Source organism: Fundicoccus sp. Sow4_F4 (assembly GCF_052116145.1).
GTDB lineage: Bacteria > Bacillota > Bacilli > Lactobacillales > Aerococcaceae > Fundicoccus.
The window spans coordinates 68183-86143 of record NZ_JBQKLQ010000007.1; the positions used below are offsets into that span (position 1 = coordinate 68183).

Consider the following 17961-nt stretch of genomic DNA (forward strand, 5'->3'; position numbering starts at 1 on the left):
TTTAAGACAAAAATAAGGACACCGAGTCCTATGCAAGAAGACTCGATGTCCTTTTTGGTCCATATAAAGAGGGTTTATTTGTTAATTGCTTTTAGTAAGTTTGCGATGAAAGGCGCTTCATTGATCTCTAAGTTATTCAGGCCATCTCGATTGAAACGCTCAAAGTTGGCGTTCACACCTAAGATACGACCGGATGGATCCGTCATTGCATCGACAGCTACTGTCCCTTCAAAGAAACGTGTATATTTAGAAAGTATTTGTTTGGTAAAGAGTGCTTCGTCTAATTCAAGCGTTAAAGAATAGCCAGCAAGTGCCGTCGTATACGAGCCTAAAGCTGCATAAGGACTCTCTTGAACAACATTCGCTTCAACTACTGTAGAGATAAACTTCTCATATGGATTGCTTTTGAATGTCAGACTTGTCCCCTTTTGCATGCGGCCAAATTCAATCAAACCACTTCGAACAAAACCTGCAAATGATGCACCAATCGCCAAGATATGCTTATTTGTTATAAAGCGTTCTAAATCATCTTGTAAGTCTTCAAGTAATAACTCAACTGCTTGTCCATAAGCTAAACGGTTCGATAAAATTGAACCGTCCGGGAAAGCCAACACATCGTATTCATGCATTAGTTGACCTAATTCTTTAACAGATTCAGTGTAAGCAAGTTCTTCTTTAACAATAAAGAAATCGACGTGCTCAGTATGATGTTTAAAGGCCTCATATAAATCATATTCACCATTAACCCCTGTCATCACTGGAATCAATACTCGCGCCTTAGAATCAACAGCTGGGACAGTTAAAGCTTTCTCAACAGGACTCACATCACACAGTATTACTTCAGAAAAGACATCTGCTAAAGGTGCGCTATAAGCAGCGGCTAATTCAGAGAGCGAATAAGTCTCATCAAGTTTTACCGTTAATTCGGCATGTGTATGTCCAATCAGGTCAGCTCGTTCGGGCATCTTCACATCAGAAGCCACTTCTAATAAGAAGCCTAATGGTACTTTACGGTTTAAGTAAAGCGAGTTTAACTCGAAACCAATCTGATTACCTAAAGCCATCTCGACTAAATTAACTTCTAGCGTTTTATCGTCAAGAGTAGAGATAGCACGAACGACTCCTTGATCGATTAAGGTTTGAACTTGTTCGAACAAGGCAATTAAATGTTCCGTGTCTACCAAGTCATCTTGATTACTTTTAGCGCTTAATAACCATAATGTCGAATCTGTCGCTTTCAATTCACGTGAAACGACTTTACGAGCATCAGTAGCAGCAACGGCGAAACTGATTAAAGAGGGTGGTACGGCTAAGTCTTCAAACGTTCCACTCATACTGTCTTTTCCACCAATGGCTGCTAATCCTAATTGCTTCATCAATTTGAAGGCCCCTAGTAAAGCGCCTGTTGGTTTACCCCAACTTGTTGAACTTGTCATGCGTTCAAAGAATTCTTGGAAGGTTAAACGTACATCCTGGTAAGCTACCCCTAAGGCCACGGCTTTTGCAACCGAGTTAGCTACAGCGTAATAAGCACCGTGGTAGGGTGATAATGTTGCTAATGCTGGTTTAAATGACACCGTCATCACTGAAGCTGTATGAGTATCTTTACCTAGAACTGGAATTTTTGCGACCATACCTTCTTGAGGTGTGACTTGTGCTTGACCACCTAAAGGTGCTAAGACAGTCCCTTTACCAATTGTAAAGTCAAAGTTTTGAGCAAGCGCCGCTTGACTCGCGTTATTCACATCTGCTAATTGGTCAAGAATTGTTCTTTCATCTTTAAAGAAGTCTTTAATATTCTCAGCTTGGATGACAGCATCTGCCGCTTTAGCACCACCATTTGAATCTAAAAATGAACGTTTCAGTCTGAAAACTTCTTCGCCATTATAGTTCATCACCATATAAGGTGAGTCAGTAACTGTTGCAACAATACTTGCTTCTAGGTCTTCTTTTTCTGCTAAAGCAATAAATGCCTCAGCATCTTTAGCATCCACTACTACTGCCATACGTTCTTGTGATTCAGAAATCGCAATTTCACATGGATCCATACCAGGATATTTTGTAGGTACTTTGTCTAATTCAACAATTAAGCCATCGGCTAATTCACCAATCGCAACAGCAACACCACCGGCACCAAAGTCATTACATTTTTTGATTAATGTTGTTGCTTCTGGTTGACGGAATAAACGAATGATTTTACGTTCAATTGTTGGGTTACCTTTTTGAACTTCTGCGCCTTGTAACTCCATTGATTTTTCAGTTTGAACCATCGATGACCCCACTGCAGCGCCTAAACCATCACGACCAGTACGTCCCCCTAATAGAATCACTAAGTCTGAAGGATCTGGTTTAATACGCACAACGTGATCAACGGGTGCAGCCGCAACTAAAGCGCCTAACTCCATACGTTTTGCTTCAAAACCATCATGGTAATATTCGCGTACATAACCTGCAGTTTGTCCAATTTGATTACCATAATCAGAATAGCCTTGAGCAGCTCTTTGAGAAATCACACGTTGTGGTAATTTACTTGCGCGTGTTTCATCATAAGAAGTTGTTGGATTTTTAGCCCCTGTGATACGCATTGCTTGATGAACGTAACTACGACCTGATAGAGGGTCTCGAATCCCACCACCAATACAAGTCGCTGCGCCACCGAAAGGTTCAATTTCAGTTGGGTGGTTATGCGTTTCGTTCTTGAAGTATAATAAATAATCTTCTGCTTCCCCTTCAACGTCCACTTCAATTCGGATACAACAAGCGTTAACTTCATCTGATTCATCTAAGTTGTCTAATAAACCTAAACGTTTTGCATCACGCGTATTGATTGTTGCTAAATCCATCAATGTCACAGGTCTTGTTGATAGTCTTTCTCCAAAGACAGTTTCGCGAACTTGATTATATTCAGCAATTGTCGCTTCAATTGCCGCTTGATAATCGCCTTCTGAGACTTGGATGTTGGTTAATTCTGTCATAAAGGTTGTATGTCGACAGTGGTCTGACCAATAAGTATCAATGACTTTTAATTGGAAAACAGTTGGTTCAATCGCTTCTTCTTGGAAGTAAGCTTGAACAACTTTAATATCAGATAAATCCATCGAATAATCTTCTAGTAAAGCTAATAAACCAGCTTCGTCTAAGTCGTTGAAACCTGCTACTTTTTCTAAATCTGTTGCTGGTGAAATACCCATATCATAATTTAGCGCTTCAAATGATACTTCTTCAACTTCAGTTTCATTTAAATAGTAAGCTTTAAATTGGTTAATTGCTTCCTCAGTTAAACCTGGTAAGTCCATGATTTTTGAATGGAATAACGTCACATTATGATCACGCAAGTTGCTGACTAAACGTTGCGTCATTTCTTGAATTTCATCATATTGACCTAATACTTGGCGATATCTAAAACTTGTTGCATTGTTAAATGCAGATAAGTCATCGACTAAAATTCCACCAGGAATTAAAGGTAGAATAGCACTTAACTCTTCATCAGCTAATACTTCAAATACCTCATATTGTTTCACTGCCTCTAATGTTGGCAAGTTTAAAAAGTTATGAGCTTCTTTCAACAAGAAACTTGAATCATTTGCGGGTAGTACGATAAATTTACTCATCTTTTTCCTCTCAATCTTATTGTTCAGTGTAAAATGCAGCTAATTCTAATGGAGTGAGCAAAGTCTCTCCTTGATAAACACGCATATTGCCGCCAGAAATCTCATCCATTAAGACAATTTCATCTGGATTATCTGCTTGATAGCCGAATTCTAGTTTAAGGTCATACATTTCTAAACCCTTCCCGGCTAAATCAGCTTTAACAAACTCAGCAATTTCGACATTTAATGCAAGCAGTGATTGATATTGCGCTTGCGTCATGACGCCTAAAGCCACGATGCCCTCAGATGTCACTAAAGGATCCTCACGTACGTCATCTTTTAACGTTAGTTCAACATAAGCATCTAAGGCTTGGCCTTCTTCAACATATGCGCCGTAACGTTTAATAAACGAACCTGTTGCACGATATCTTGTAATCACTTCTAAACCTTGCCCGAAAACTTCAAGCGGTTTGACCATCATCGTATTCGCTTCTAAATCAGCACTCACATAATGACTTGCAATCCCTACTTTTGCTAATGACTCAAAGAAGTAAGTTGTCATTTCAAGATTCAATTTCCCCATGCCAGCAATTGATAAGCCAACTTGGTTAGCACCTGGATCAAATTTTCCATCAGTACCGGTGACATCATCTTTAAATTTCAAACAGATTAATTCTTCAACTTTATAAATATCTTTCGTTTTACCTTGATAGATTAGTTTCATTTCATTCTCCTTTTAAAACTGCTGACGCCATGATTGTAGAAAATCTGAATTTAATAAACTCTGGCTATCACAAGCACAGAATGTAAAATGTCCCATCTTTCGCTGTGTTTTAACTTCGCCTTTATCGTAGATATGTAACATTGCATCCGGATAAAGTGCCATTACCTCATCTAATTGACCCATGTGTTGACCTAGAATATTCACCATTAATGAGTTTTCCAACAAGCGAATTCCCATTAAAGAACGCCCCGTAATCGCCAGAATATGTTGGTCATATTGTGACACATTACACGCTTCAATCGTATAATGTCCTGAATTATGAGGTCTTGGCGCTAATTCATTGACAAGAATTTGTCCATCGGCTGTCACAAAAAATTCAATGCCACAGACACCGACTAATGCTCCTGCTTCAGCAATCTTATTTGCTATTTGATTGATTTTGTCAGTTAATTCCTTATCAAACGCTGAGTTTACATCTGAAGTAAACAAAACGCCGTTGACATGTTGGTTGATACTCGGTGGGAAAACACTAATCTTTCCTGCTGTATCACGGGCAACAATCACAGAGACTTCATACTCGAAGTCACAGAAAGCTTCTTGAATCATCGTATGCTCATTTAATAAAGCTTCAATTTCAGTTTCTAACTCAGCAAAAGCATCGCTTGCTTTCAATAAGAATTGACCTTTTCCGTCATAACCCAATCGATTAGTTTTCAACAAACTTGGTTGGTTAATATCAATATCAGCAAGTGATGAGACGGGCGAATAATCGACCGTTTTAACATCGATGCTTTTTAACCAAGCTTTCTCTTTCAAGCGATCTTGGGTAGTCAGTAACAACTGCGTCCCTTGCGGTAAGTACCCTACATTGGCTAATTCTTGAAGAAGTTCGCCATCAATATTCTCAAACTCATACGTCACAACATCCACTGATTGGACAAAAGCCATCAACTGCTCACGATCTGAAAAATCAGCGACTGTTTTCGAATGAGCCACCGCAAAGCCACACGAGCTTGGATTAGGATCGTACATAGCAACTTTGTAACCCATTTTCTGAGCTGATTGAGCAAGCATTTTACCAAGTTGTCCCGCTCCGATAATGCCTATCCTTGCGCCTGGATGAATTAGTTTACTCATATAGCTGTTCACTACTTTCTGTTGCTTTTTGATGCTGACTTTGTTGGAACGCTTCAAGCGCCTGGCGAATCTCAACTTGAGTTGTCGCAAGAATTCTGGCCGCCATCAACGCTGCGTTTTTCGCTCCTGCTGGACCAATTGCCATAGTAGCAACCGGTACACCTGCTGGCATTTGCACAATTGATAACAGAGAATCCATCCCACTCAAGGTACTTGATTTAATTGGTACGCCAATGACTGGTAGCGTGGTTGCCGATGCAATCATGCCTGGTAGATGAGCTGCCCCACCTGCCCCTGCAATAATTACTTTATAACCTTTATCAGCAGCATTTTTTGAAAACTCCATCATTTCGATGGGCATGCGGTGAGCAGAAATTACTTGGCAATCATGTTTGATGTTCAAGTCTTTCAACCATTCACTGGCACCTTGCATTTGCTCCCAGTCAGAAATACTGCCCATTACAATTGCAACTTCAGTCGCCTGTGTCATTCAATCCCCTCCTTCAATTCACGGTGTAAACCAATATCTTGACGATAGAATGTATCCTCAATCTCTAACTGACTTAATAGTTGGTAAGCATTATCGCGCGCTTCCTCTAGATTTGCGCCACTAGCTGTCATCATCAGAATGCGTCCACCTGTCGAATGCAAAGCGTCTGCTTCGCCTCCAACACCCGCATATAAAACATGAGTCGTTAGTTTTTCTGGAACAGAGAGTGGTATTTCTGTTTTACAAACTCCTGGATAACCAGCCGCTGCTAACACAACCCCTAGATTTGTTTGCTGTTTACGTTCAATCTCAAAAACTTGTTTACTTAAATGCGCCTCAATAATTTCATTGAAATCTGATTCGAATAAAGGCAACAAGATTTGTGTCTCAGGATCACCCAAGCGAGTATTAAACTCAATCACTTTAGGTCCTTTATCAGTTAGGATAATACCTGTGTATAAGATACCTGTGAATGGTGTCTCCTGACGGACCATTTCTTTAGCAACTGGCAAGACAATCTCATCAATAATTTGTTGATTTAATTGTTGATCCACCCAAGGAACCGGAGAAAAGGCCCCCATTCCTCCAGTGTTTGCACCTTTATCAGCGTCAAACACACGTTTATAATCACAGGCGCTACCCAGCGAAATAATATGTTCGCCATTGACTAAACTAAAATGTGAAAACTCCGTGCCAGTTAAAAACTCTTCAATTAGAACCGACGTATCATTATCCACCATCATTCTTTCAAGCGTCTCTTTAGCTTCATCTAATGATTCAGGTATCACAACACCCTTACCAGCCATTAAACCATCGGCTTTAATGACACAAGGTAAACCAATTTCTAAGCAGTATGCTAGAGCCTCTTGATGGTCTTTAGCGGCAAAATACTGATATTTAGCTGTCTGAACATTAGCTTCCGCCATGATTTTCTTAGCAAACCATTTCGAGTTTTCTAGTTGAGCAGCAACTTTCGAAGGCCCAACGATTGCTAAATCACGTTGTTCAAAATAGTCAACAATCCCTAACTCTAAAGGTTGTTCTGGTCCAACAAAAGTCACTGCAACCTCATGTTCAATCACAAAAGCTGCTAACTCTTCAACAGCTGTCACAGCAATTGGCACACATTCGATGATGTCCGCTTTATCCAGGAGCATGCCTGGGTTACCTGGTGCAACAAAAACTTTCTTTACCGACTGACTATTTGAAAAAGCACGCGCAATTGCATGTTCACGGCCACCAGAGCCAACAACTAGAATCGTTTGCTTCATTATTATGTGCCGCCCTTCTCTTAATGACGGAAATGACGAACACCCGTCATTGCCATTGCTAAATCATTTTGGTCACAGACTTCAATTGACGCATCATCATGAACGGATCCACCTGGTTGAGCGATCGCTGAAATACCACGTGAATTAGCTAGTTCTGCAGTATCACCCATCGGCAAGAAGGCATCACTTGACATGACATAAGTATCACGTAATGACGCATCTTGAGCCTCAGCTTGATTCAAGGCAATTTCAGCAGCCCCAACACGGTTCATTTGTCCCGCACCGATACCCAAAGTCATAAATTCATTTGTGACAACAACCGCATTACTCTTAACGTGTTTAACAACTTTCATACCAAAGTTCATTGCAGCAACTTCCTTAGCGTTTGGTTGACGCTTCGTTGCAATATTCCACGCTGCTGGCATGTCATTCACAGCGTCTAATGATAATTCATATGATTTATCAGCTGTTTGAACAAGTAAACCACCTGAAACAGATACATATTCATCTTGGTAACTGTCTTCAGTCGCAGAGAAATCAACTGTTAATAACCGTAAGTTCTTCTTGCGGCTTAAACGAGCTAAGGCATCTTCGTCAAAACTTGGTGCAATAACAATTTCAAGGAAGATCGTTGCTAATTTTTCAGCTAAAGCTAAACTAACTGGACGATTGACCACAACAATACCACCATAGATTGAAATTGGATCTGCTTGATAGCAACGCTCGAAAGCTAATTCAATCTCATCAGCAATCGCAACGCCACAAGGGTTCATATGTTTTAAAGCGACCGCTACAGGCTCTTTAAATTCACGGGCAATTTTAATTGCAGCATCAGCATCTTTCAAGTTGTTGTAAGACAATTCTTTTCCATTTAATTGCTTTGATGCGCCAATTGAGTAAGCTGGTGCATTGACTTGTTTGTAGAAATCAGCCGCTTGATGGCTATTTTCTCCGTAACGCAAGCTTTCTTGGTCAACAAATGTTAACGTTTTGTGATTCCAGCTGTGAGCTTCAAAAGAGTCAGCTGCTGAGAATTGTTTCAAGTAGTCAGCAATTAAAGTGTCATAATGAGACGTTAATTGAAAGACTTTCCCAGCTAAATATTGACGAAATTCAAAACTTGTTTCGCCTTTAGCTTGCAATTGACTAATTAAAGTGTCGTAGTCTGAAGGATCAGTAACTACTGTCACGTCTTGATAGTTTTTAGCAGCACTTCTTAACATTGAAGGGCCACCGATATCAATATTTTCAATTGCATCAGCCAGGGTTACATTAGGCTGACTTATTGTTTCTTTAAAGGGATATAAATTAACAATAACAAAATCAATCGCACGAATTTTATGCTCTGCCATTGCCGCAACATGATCTGGATTGGTTCTTAGACCTAACAGTCCACCATGGATTTTTGGATGTAACGTTTTAACACGTCCGTCCATCATTTCTGGGAAACCTGTATAACTATCTACTGATTCAACTGGTAAACCTGACGCTTCAATCGTTTGATAAGTGCCTCCTGTTGAGAGTAATTTAATGCCTCGATCTGTTAAAGCTTTAGCAACCTCTAAAATATTTGTTTTATCGGAAACACTCAATAATGCATATTGTGTCATAATTAATTTCTTCCTCTCTCAATAACTGTTTGAATTGCTGTTGGATATAAAACATGTTCAATTTTATGAATAGCTGTTTCTAATTGTTCTAAAGTCCAATCACTTGCGACCTTAACTGTTTCTTGCATAATAATCTCACCCGTATCAATACCTTCATCAACATAATGAACCGTTACTCCCGTTTCACTTACATCCGCTTCAAAAGCATCTTTGATACCATGTCTACCTGGAAAGTTAGGCAGTAATGATGGATGAATATTTAAGACTTTGTTCGGGTAAGCTGCCAAGATAGTTTTGCCGATAATTCGCATAAAACCCGCGAGCACGACTAGTTCCACCTCATGCTCCTTTAGAAAAGCTAGAATGTGTTGTTCCCAATCTTCACGGTTAAGACACTCTTTCGGACTTAAGACTAGATATGGTACGCCCGCTTGCTTGGCTTTATCTATCACTTTAGCTCCCGCTTGATCACAGACTAGACAAGCAGCTGTTGCTGTTAACCTGCCCGCTTTAATCGCATCTAAAATGGCCTGCACATTGCTTCCGGTTCCCGAAGCAAATAAAGCTAATCTCATTAGGCTTCACCTAACACGTTGCCTGTTACTAGACGCACTGTTTCCTCAGCCACCGTTTGTTTCGCCATCTTACCGATGACACGAGCGCCTTCAACTTCTTTCAGAATAGCATCAACATTATTTTTGTCGACTGCTAAGACTAAGCCGATTCCCATGTTGAAAATATTAAACATTTCATCTTGGGCTAAGTCGCCTAATGTTTGCATTTCTGTGAAAATAAGTGGTAACTCCCAGCTAGTTGTATCCACAACAGCTGTTAAGTCTTCACCAAACATCCTAGGTAAGTTTTCGTAGAAACCACCACCTGTAATATGAGCAATCCCATTAATTTGTTGTGATTTAACAAACGGTAAGACTTCTTCGACATAAATTTTAGTCGGGATCAATAAATGATCTAATAGCGTTTGGCCATCAGCCATTTGATAAGCATAGTCTAGAGAATGGTCTTTAAAGAATATTTTGCGGACTAAAGAATAGCCATTTGAATGGATGCCTGAACTTGGTAAACCAATTAAAACATCGCCTTCAGCAACTTTGCTACCATCTAAGATGTTTTTCTCATCAGCAACACCCACACAGAAGCCAGCTAAATCAAATTCATCTTCTTCATATAAGTCTGGCATTTCAGCGGTTTCACCGCCAACCAAGGCAGCACCTGCTTGAACACAGCCTTCAGCAACCCCAGCGACAATTTGTTCAATTTTTTCTGGATTACTTGAACCGACAGCTAAATAATCTAGGAAAAATAATGGCTCTGCACCTTGAGCTAGAATATCGTTGACACACATTGCCACACAATCAATCCCAATTGTATCCAAACGCCCTGATGTTTGAGCTAACAGTAATTTAGTACCTACACCATCAGTTCCACTGACTAAAACAGGATTTTCATACTGTGTATTATTTAACTTAAAAAGTGCGCCAAAACTACCTAATTGGTTCATAACCTCTGGTCTAGCTGTTCTTTTAACATGCTTCTTCATTCGGCTAACTGCTTCGTATCCTTTTTCAATATCTACACCTGCACGTTGGTAAGCATTACTCATCTTGAAATTCTCCTTTTAAAATTGTTTTCTGTAAGGGACTTAAATTCTCTTCAAACTCTTGACGATAATCTCCAATATCTGCTGGATAAACCCCCGTATAAGCGTCCAAACTAACACCGATAGGTTTTGAATCGGCAGATGCGACATTTATACTATCGACTAAACCATTAATTGATAGGAAGCCAAGTGAATCACTACCAAAAATCTCATTTAATTCTGGCACTGTATAATTGGCCGCAAATAATTCGCTGGTGTGCGTTGTATTCACACCATAATAATTGGGAAAACGGATAGCTGGACTGGCTATTCTTAAATGAATCGCTTTTGCTCCAGCTTCTCTCAGTAATTGAATCAAATGTTTGACCGTCGTGCCTCTAACGATTGAATCATCAACTAGGACGATTTCTTGCCCCTTAATCAAACTCTCAACAACTGACAGTTTATAGCGAACACCTTGTTCACGTAACTCCTGAGTTGGTTGAATAAAGGTACGACCAATATATTGATGTTTGATCAAGCCGATTTCATAAGGTAAGTTATGTTCTTCAGCATAACCACTCGCTGCTGATAAGGATGAGTTCGGAACCCCAATGACTATATCTGCTGTTTGGGCTGGATGTTCTTTGGCTAACTGTTTCCCCATTCTCTTTCTAGCAGCATGCACATTGACGCCAGCTATATCTGAATCTGGACGCGAAAAGTAAATAAACTCCATCGGTTCTAAAGTTGTTTCTGTATCAGTGGCATATTGGTAAATCTGATAACCATAGTTATTAATGACAACATATTCACCTGCCGCTAGTTCAGTTACATAACTTGCCCCAATACTAGATAAGACACATGTTTCACTGGCTAAAAGATAGGCACCATTCGCAAACTTGCCAATAATCAATGGACGGAAACTATTGCGGTCGACCGCCCCGTATAAGCCATCATTTGTTAATAAACAGAAATTAAAGCCACCTTTTAGTTGTTGTAAAGATTGTTCTAGGGCTAATCTAAAGTCTTTAACTTTGGCGCGTCTAATTAAATGAATTAATAATTCTGCTGCAGAATTTGATGAAAATACCGCGCCATCCGCTTCAAGGCTTTGACGCATCGAGAGTGCTTCTGTTAAATTGCCGTTATGGCTAATCGCAATCGATTGATTGTTAAAATGAAACAACAGAGGTTGAATATTAGAATCATCTGCTTGGTCACTCTGAGTTGCTGAACGAACTTGTCCAACTGCACTATTACCTTTCAAGCCATTCAACATATCTACCGACGAAAACACATGATTCAACAAGCCATAGCCGCGATGAGCTTTAAAAATTTGCCCATCACTTGTTACAATCCCCGCACTTGTTTGCCCTCTATGCTGTAAAGCATGTAAGCCAAAATAGGTCATCTGATTCGCTAGAGGATGATTCCAAATTCCAAACAAACCACCCGATTCAACAACACTATCAATGCCATGGAAATTGCTAATAGCTGAGTTGGTACTCTCCAACACTTCTTTCACATTTTCACTCCTCATTACGTTATGTTCTTTCTACCTTTCTAAGATACCCATTCTGAAATCAATACACAATAAATAACCGAACTAAAAACACTACCGAAACACAAACGTTCGTTAATAGTTTGGTTTTCCCTGTTCCGAATAGGGTTGTTTTTTTTTTTAAGCTCAAAAACCGAACGTTTTAAAAAATATAGTGAGGTGCTCCATAATTTACTTGCATCCGATTGTTAATATCGGTAACGCTAACTAAGTCACTCTCACTATCAGGCTTAGATTCCCTCTTATTCTAAGCAAAGCCTCTAAAAACAGAATGACACATTAATCCTGGATACTATCAGAAAATTTCGGAGGAGTCCGAGTTCTTTAACATCGAATGAGCAGTTTTTGCTTGATCTTAAAGCGATATTGTTGTTGGATAATTTTTGCTTAACTCAGTGATGTATTTTCCAAAGCTGTATAAAAACTCAGCCATCACCAATTGCTACTAAATCAGGCGCAGCGTACTCTGACTGTAAACGCATTGAACGAGTCAGAGCCTAGCCGATTGAGTCGGAAAAGCCTTAGGCTTTGAAGACGACCACCGCGATTGGAAAATTAACAAGCTGAGCGTAGCACCATAACACAAAGCTTGTTAAATCAACATAAAATTTATCATCCCTTATACTACGAAAAAAACCGTTCTACACGTGATGTGTATGAACGGTTTTAGTAATTTATTAAATATGAATTGGATTGCCTAAAACTAACTCAGCTGTATCCATAATTGTTTCAGCTAATGATGGATGAGAGTGAATTGTTAATGCGATATCTTCCGCATTTAAGCCACCTTCAACAGCCAATGTTAATTCAGCTAATACGTCAGAAGCGCCTGGTCCAGCCACTTGGCCACCCACAATAACATTATCTTCTTTAGTAGTCACTAAACGTACAAAACCTTCCGCTTGACCTAATGATAATGCACGTCCATTACCAGAGAATGGGAATTTCGATACGTTAACATCTAAACCAGCTTCTTTTGCAGATGCTTTAGTATGACCCACAGAAGCTAATTCTGGGTCAGTAAAACATACTGATGGCATTGCAATGTAATCAATTTGTGAGGGTTCTCCAGCAATTGCTTCAGCAGCAACTTTTGCTTCATAACTTGCTTTATGAGCAAGTGCAGCTCCAGGAACGATATCACCAATTGCAAAAATTGATTTCTTGTTAGTGCGACCTTGATTGTCAACTTTTACAAGTCCACGATCAGTCATTTCAACACCAGCAACTTCTAAACCAAGTTCGTCAGTATTTGGACGACGACCAACTGTTACTAACACATAATCAGCTTCAATTGATTTTTCCTCACCATTAACTTCGTATGCAACAGTTACACGGTCGCCATTAACTTCAGCGCTCTTAGCCATTGCTTTTGTTACGATGTCAACCCCTTTACTCTTGAATTCTTTCTCAACAAGTTTAACCATGTCTTTTTCAAAAGTAGGGATGATTTGTGGTGATCCTTCCAAAATAGTGATTTTAGAACCTAGGTTTGCAAACGCACCTGCTAATTCCGAACCAATGTAACCTCCACCGATTACCACTAATTCTTTAGGAATTTCAGTTAAGTTTAACGCGCCAGTAGAATCGATAATACGTTTACCGAATTTGAAACCTTTGATTTCAATTGGACGAGATCCTGTTGCTACAATAGCGTTTTTAAAGTTGTAAGTTTGGCCTGGGCCATCTTCTTCCATCACACGTAAAGCTGATTCATCAATAAAGAAAGCTTCTCCACGAATAATTTCAACTTTATTTTTCTTTAAAAGGTACTCAATACCACTGGTTAATTTATTAACAACTTGTGTTTTTTTCCACTCTTGTGTTTTAGCAAAATCAATCGTAACATCTTTAGCTGATACACCAAACTGATCACCAGTTAGCGCGCTATGGTAAACATGTCCTGCATTAATTAAAGCTTTTGAAGGAATACAGCCGACGTTTAAACAAACGCCTCCGATATTTTCTTTTTCAATAATAGCTACTTTTTGGCCTAATTGCGCTGCACGAATTGCTGCAACGTATCCACCAGGACCTGAACCAATAACAACTGTATCTAAGTCTAGTGCTAAATCTCCTACTACCATTTATGTTTCACCTTAACCTTCCATTAATAACAATTCTGGATCAGCGAGATATTTCTTAATTTCGTTCATCGCTTTTTGAGCAGTCGCTCCATCAATAACACGGTGGTCATAAGAAAGAGATAACTTAATTACACGTCCAACTGCCAATTCACCTTCTTCGTTAACGATTGGTTGTTGTACGATTGAACCGAAGCCAAGAATAGCTACTTCAGGATGGTTGATAATTGGCGTAAACCATTTACCACCAGCAGAACCAATGTTTGAGATTGTGATCGTTCCTTGTCCCATATCTGTTGCTGATAATTTACCTTCATGAGCTTTGCCAGCTAATTCAGTAATTTCATCCGCGATATCAAACATGCTCTTAGTGTTTGCATCTTTAATATTTGGTACAAATAAACCACGGTCAGTATCAGTTGCGATACCGATATTGTAGTAGTTTTTATAAACTACTTCTTGAGTAGCGTCATCTAATGATGCATTCAAGATTGGGTATTTCTTAGTTGCTGCGATTAAAGCTTTAACAGCGTAAGGTAAGAATGTTAATTTAGTATCGCGATCTGAAGCGATATCTTTAAATTTCTTACGGTGATCCCATAATTTAGACACTTCAATTTCATCAAAGTGAGTAACATGAGGTGCAGTATGTTTTGAGTTAACCATCGCTTTAGAAATTGCTTTACGCATTCCTGTCATTGGTTCACGTGTTTCTGCTTCTCCTCGTTGTGATGTATAAGGTTTCGCAGGTGTTGGTTTAGCTGCTGGAGCTGCCGGTGTTGCTGCTACTGCAGTTGCAACTTCAGTTGAAGGTGTTTCAGTAGCTGGCACTGCTGATCCATTAAAGTTCTTAACATCATCTGCAGTAATTCGGCCATTTTTACCTGATCCATTCACTAAAGTAATGTCAATTCCTTTTTCACGGGCTAATTTACGTACTGATGGCATGGCTAAAATGCGTCTGTTTGGATCTGCTGGAGCTGATGGCGCTGCTGTTGATGTTGATGCAGTTGCTGGTACAGTTCCTTCTTCTGCAGTTGGTGATGCTGGTGTAGATTCTACTGCAGTTTCTGTTGCTCCATTGTGACCAGGTGCATCAATTTCGATGATTACTTGACCTAATGTTGCTACTTCACCTGCTTGAACATGAATTTTCACAACTTTTCCATCGACTGGAGAAGGTAATTCTTCAACAGATTTGTCGTTTTGAATTTCAACTAAAGTATCGTCTTCTTTAACTTCGTCACCTTCAGCAACTGCCCAAGAAACAACTTCACCTTCCATGATACCTTCGCCTAATGCAGGTAACTTGAATTGGAAGTAGCTTGTTCCTCCGGCTGGTGCTGCTGTTTGAGAAGATGCGCCCGCTGGTGCTGCAGCTGGTGCTGCTGGCGTTTCTTCAGCAGAATCGTCTTCATAACCCGGTGCATCGATTTCAATAATTACTTGACCTAATGTTGCAACTTCACCTTCTGCTACATGAATCTTAAGTACTTTACCGTTTACTGGAGAAGGTAATTCTTCAACAGACTTATCGTTTTGGATTTCAACTAGTGTGTCGTCCTCTTTAACTTCATCGCCTTCGGCTACAGCCCAAGATACGATTTCGCCTTCCATAATTCCTTCACCTAAGGCAGGTAATTTGAATTTGAATGCCATATTTTGTTTACTCCTTTTCTATTAGCTCTTTTAAGTATCTCGCTTCATACAAGCCTTTAAAAGACAGCCCTATGCAGGGCCATCTATCAAAGTGTATTTAATTAAAATTCTTTTAACTCGCGAATTTTGTCTGCGATATCTTCAGCATTTGGTAACCAGTCTTTTTCAGCTTGACCAAATGGGAATACAGTATCCGGAGCAGCAACAAAACCAATTGGTGCAACTAATGAAAGTACAGATCTTTCAGAAATTTCAGCAATTACTCTAGAGCCTACACCAGCTTGACGTTGTGCTTCTTGAACAACTACAACGCGTCCTGTTTTCTCAACTGAAGCAGTGATTGTCTCGATATCTAATGGCTGTACTGTACGTAAGTCTACAACTTCTACAGATACACCTTCTTCTGCTAATACTTCAGCAGCTTTAACAGATTCTTGTACCATCGCACCGTAAGTAATTACAGTAGCATCTGTACCTTCACGAACTACTTTAGCTTTACCTAAAGGAATTGTATATTCTTCTTCTGGAACTTCCTCACGGAATGAACGGTATAATTTCATATGCTCTAAGAAGACAACTGGGTCATTGTCGCGAATAGCAGAAATTAATAAACCTTTTGCATCATATGGGTTTGATGGGATAACCACTTTAATACCTGGTGATTGTGCAATTAATCCTTCTAAACTGTCCGCATGCAATTCAGGTGTATGAACACCACCACCGAAAGGTGAACGAATTGTAATTGGCATATTACGTGTATTCCCCATACGGTAACGAGTACGCGCAGCTTGAGCTACAACAGAGTCCATAACTTCAAATACAAATCCGAAGAACTGAATCTCTGGAATTGGACGAAAACCTTCTAGTGACAAACCAACTGCTAAACCACCAATACCAGATTCAGCTAAAGGAGTGTTGAATACACGATCTTCACCGAATTCATCTTGTAGGCCTTGAGTTGCACGGAAAACTCCACCGTTTTTACCAACGTCTTCCCCAAAGATTAAAGTACGGTCATCATTACGTAATTCGATGGCTAATGCTTCTGTAATAGCCTCAATCATTGTTTTTTGAGCCATGATTATTTATTCTCCTTTGCTTCATATTTGTCAATTTGTTCTTGTGTTACAAAGTCAGGTGTTTCATACATATTTTTCAAGAATGTTGACACTTTTTGTTTTTCAACTTGGTCCGCTTCTTTAATCGCTGCTTTTGATTCTTCTTTAGTACGTTCAATTACTTCTTCTTCTTTTTCTGGAGACCATAAGCCTTTGTCAGTTAAGAATTTACGGTAACGGATTAATGGATCTTTTGCTTGCCACTCATCTTGGATACCATCTGGTTGGTAACGTTTTGGATCATCACCGGATAATGAGTGGGCTCCGAAACGGTAACATAGTGTTTCAATAAGAACTGGACCATTTCCAGCGATAGCGTAGTCACGAGCCGCTTTAGAAACAGCATGAACTGCTAGGATGTCCATACCATCTACAACGATTCCTGGAATTCCTACTGCAACTGCTTTTTGAGCTAGAGTTGCTGCTGCTGTTTGTAACTCACGAGGAGTCGAAATTGCCCATCCGTTATTTTGGATATAGAAGACTGCAGGTGCCTTATAAGCTCCAGCAAAGTTGATTCCTTCGTAGAAATCTCCTTGTGATGAACCACCGTCTCCAGTCCATGTCATCGCAATTCCTTGACGTTTGTTTTTCTTAATACCTAATGCGACACCAGCTGCTTGCACATATTGTGCACCAATGATGATTTGTGGTGGGTATGCACGTAAGTCTTCTGGATAGTTATTTCCTTCAACATGTCCTTTAGACCATAAGAAAGCTTTAGATAATGGTAAACCATGTTTGATTAATTGTGGGATATCACGGTAACCTGGTAAAATAGCGTCATCTTTAGTTGTAACTGAAATTGATCCAATTTGAGATGCTTCTTGACCAGCTGTAGGAGCGTAGAAACCTAAGCGTCCTTGACGAGCCAATGCCGTAGAACGGTTGAACAACTCACGTGCCCATACCATATCCTCCATTAATTGAACAAACTCATCATCAGTTAAATCTGGCATTAAATCTGGGTTAACAACTGTCCCATTCTCATCTAATACTTGTACTGTGCTAAAATCAAAGTTTTCTGGATTTAATAAGTCTTCGATTTTAACATTCGCTTTCTTTTCTGCCATCCTTTACACATTCCTCTCTAAAATTGATTCAGTAATACACAGCC

Annotated in this window: 13 protein-coding genes; all 13 read right to left on the reverse strand. The window is 39.7% G+C overall.

Annotated features, from left to right (window positions below):
* Positions 1–74: 74 nt before the first annotated feature.
* Positions 75–3611, reverse strand: a complete 3537-nt coding sequence (locus ACTQ5J_RS10560) for a phosphoribosylformylglycinamidine synthase (protein WP_441752806.1) — start codon at positions 3609–3611, stop codon at positions 75–77.
* Between the two features lie 16 nt (positions 3612–3627).
* The gene (locus ACTQ5J_RS10565) at positions 3628–4314 is read right to left on the reverse strand and encodes a phosphoribosylaminoimidazolesuccinocarboxamide synthase (protein WP_441752807.1); all 687 of its coding nucleotides are present in this window, start codon (positions 4312–4314) and stop codon (positions 3628–3630) included.
* 12 nt (positions 4315–4326) lie between these two features.
* Positions 4327–5541, reverse strand: a complete 1215-nt coding sequence (gene purK / locus ACTQ5J_RS10570; protein ID WP_441752808.1) for a 5-(carboxyamino)imidazole ribonucleotide synthase — start codon at positions 5539–5541, stop codon at positions 4327–4329.
* Complete coding sequence (gene purE, locus ACTQ5J_RS10575; protein WP_441752809.1) at positions 5444–5941, reverse strand: 5-(carboxyamino)imidazole ribonucleotide mutase; 498 nt, start codon at positions 5939–5941, stop codon at positions 5444–5446. The genes purK and purE overlap by 98 nt, the downstream gene beginning before the upstream one ends.
* Positions 5938–7212 carry a phosphoribosylamine--glycine ligase gene (gene purD / locus ACTQ5J_RS10580; protein ID WP_441752810.1) on the reverse strand — a complete coding sequence of 425 codons (1275 nt, stop codon included), beginning with the start codon at positions 7210–7212 and terminating at the stop codon, positions 5938–5940. Before purD ends, purE begins: the two co-directional genes overlap by 4 nt.
* A gap of 20 nt (positions 7213–7232) precedes the next feature.
* Positions 7233–8822, reverse strand: coding sequence for a bifunctional phosphoribosylaminoimidazolecarboxamide formyltransferase/IMP cyclohydrolase (gene purH, locus ACTQ5J_RS10585; protein ID WP_441752812.1), 1590 nt, complete (start codon positions 8820–8822; stop codon positions 7233–7235).
* A 2-nt stretch (positions 8823–8824) separates the two neighbouring features.
* Entirely contained in the window at positions 8825–9397 is a 573-nt protein-coding gene (purN, locus tag ACTQ5J_RS10590; protein ID WP_441752813.1) for a phosphoribosylglycinamide formyltransferase, read from the reverse strand.
* Positions 9397–10443, reverse strand: coding sequence for a phosphoribosylformylglycinamidine cyclo-ligase (gene purM / locus ACTQ5J_RS10595; protein ID WP_441752815.1), 1047 nt, complete (start codon positions 10441–10443; stop codon positions 9397–9399). The genes purN and purM overlap by 1 nt, the downstream gene beginning before the upstream one ends.
* Positions 10436–11938: an amidophosphoribosyltransferase gene (gene purF / locus ACTQ5J_RS10600; RefSeq protein ID WP_441752956.1), complete on the reverse strand. Its 1503-nt coding sequence runs from the start codon at positions 11936–11938 to the stop codon at positions 10436–10438. Before purF ends, purM begins: the two co-directional genes overlap by 8 nt.
* A 722-nt stretch (positions 11939–12660) precedes the next feature.
* The gene (lpdA, locus tag ACTQ5J_RS10605; RefSeq protein WP_441752817.1) at positions 12661–14070 is read right to left on the reverse strand and encodes a dihydrolipoyl dehydrogenase; all 1410 of its coding nucleotides are present in this window, start codon (positions 14068–14070) and stop codon (positions 12661–12663) included.
* 12 nt (positions 14071–14082) lie between these two features.
* The gene (locus ACTQ5J_RS10610) at positions 14083–15726 is read right to left on the reverse strand and encodes a dihydrolipoyllysine-residue acetyltransferase (RefSeq protein WP_441752819.1); all 1644 of its coding nucleotides are present in this window, start codon (positions 15724–15726) and stop codon (positions 14083–14085) included.
* 101 nt (positions 15727–15827) lie between these two features.
* Positions 15828–16805, reverse strand: a complete 978-nt coding sequence (locus tag ACTQ5J_RS10615; protein WP_441752821.1) for an alpha-ketoacid dehydrogenase subunit beta — start codon at positions 16803–16805, stop codon at positions 15828–15830.
* A 2-nt stretch (positions 16806–16807) separates the two neighbouring features.
* Positions 16808–17917: a pyruvate dehydrogenase (acetyl-transferring) E1 component subunit alpha gene (gene pdhA / locus ACTQ5J_RS10620; protein ID WP_441752823.1), complete on the reverse strand. Its 1110-nt coding sequence runs from the start codon at positions 17915–17917 to the stop codon at positions 16808–16810.
* Between the last annotated feature and the right edge of the window lie 44 nt (positions 17918–17961).

What these genes read in the sequence shown, in the direction of transcription:
- ACTQ5J_RS10560 (WP_441752806.1), bottom strand. Translation starts at nt 3,611, where the DNA reads ATGAGTAAATTTATCGTACTACCCGCAAATGATTCAAGTTTCTTGTTG.
- ACTQ5J_RS10565 (WP_441752807.1), bottom strand. Translation starts at nt 4,314, where the DNA reads ATGAAACTAATCTATCAAGGTAAAACGAAAGATATTTATAAAGTTGAA.
- purE (WP_441752809.1), bottom strand. Translation starts at nt 5,941, where the DNA reads ATGACACAGGCGACTGAAGTTGCAATTGTAATGGGCAGTATTTCTGAC.
- purD (WP_441752810.1), bottom strand. Translation starts at nt 7,212, where the DNA reads ATGAAGCAAACGATTCTAGTTGTTGGCTCTGGTGGCCGTGAACATGCA.
- purH (WP_441752812.1), bottom strand. Translation starts at nt 8,822, where the DNA reads ATGACACAATATGCATTATTGAGTGTTTCCGATAAAACAAATATTTTA.
- purN (WP_441752813.1), bottom strand. Translation starts at nt 9,397, where the DNA reads ATGAGATTAGCTTTATTTGCTTCGGGAACCGGAAGCAATGTGCAGGCC.
- purM (WP_441752815.1), bottom strand. Translation starts at nt 10,443, where the DNA reads ATGAGTAATGCTTACCAACGTGCAGGTGTAGATATTGAAAAAGGATAC.
- lpdA (WP_441752817.1), bottom strand. Translation starts at nt 14,070, where the DNA reads ATGGTAGTAGGAGATTTAGCACTAGACTTAGATACAGTTGTTATTGGT.
- ACTQ5J_RS10610 (WP_441752819.1), bottom strand. Translation starts at nt 15,726, where the DNA reads ATGGCATTCAAATTCAAATTACCTGCCTTAGGTGAAGGAATTATGGAA.
- ACTQ5J_RS10615 (WP_441752821.1), bottom strand. Translation starts at nt 16,805, where the DNA reads ATGGCTCAAAAAACAATGATTGAGGCTATTACAGAAGCATTAGCCATC.
- pdhA (WP_441752823.1), bottom strand. Translation starts at nt 17,917, where the DNA reads ATGGCAGAAAAGAAAGCGAATGTTAAAATCGAAGACTTATTAAATCCA.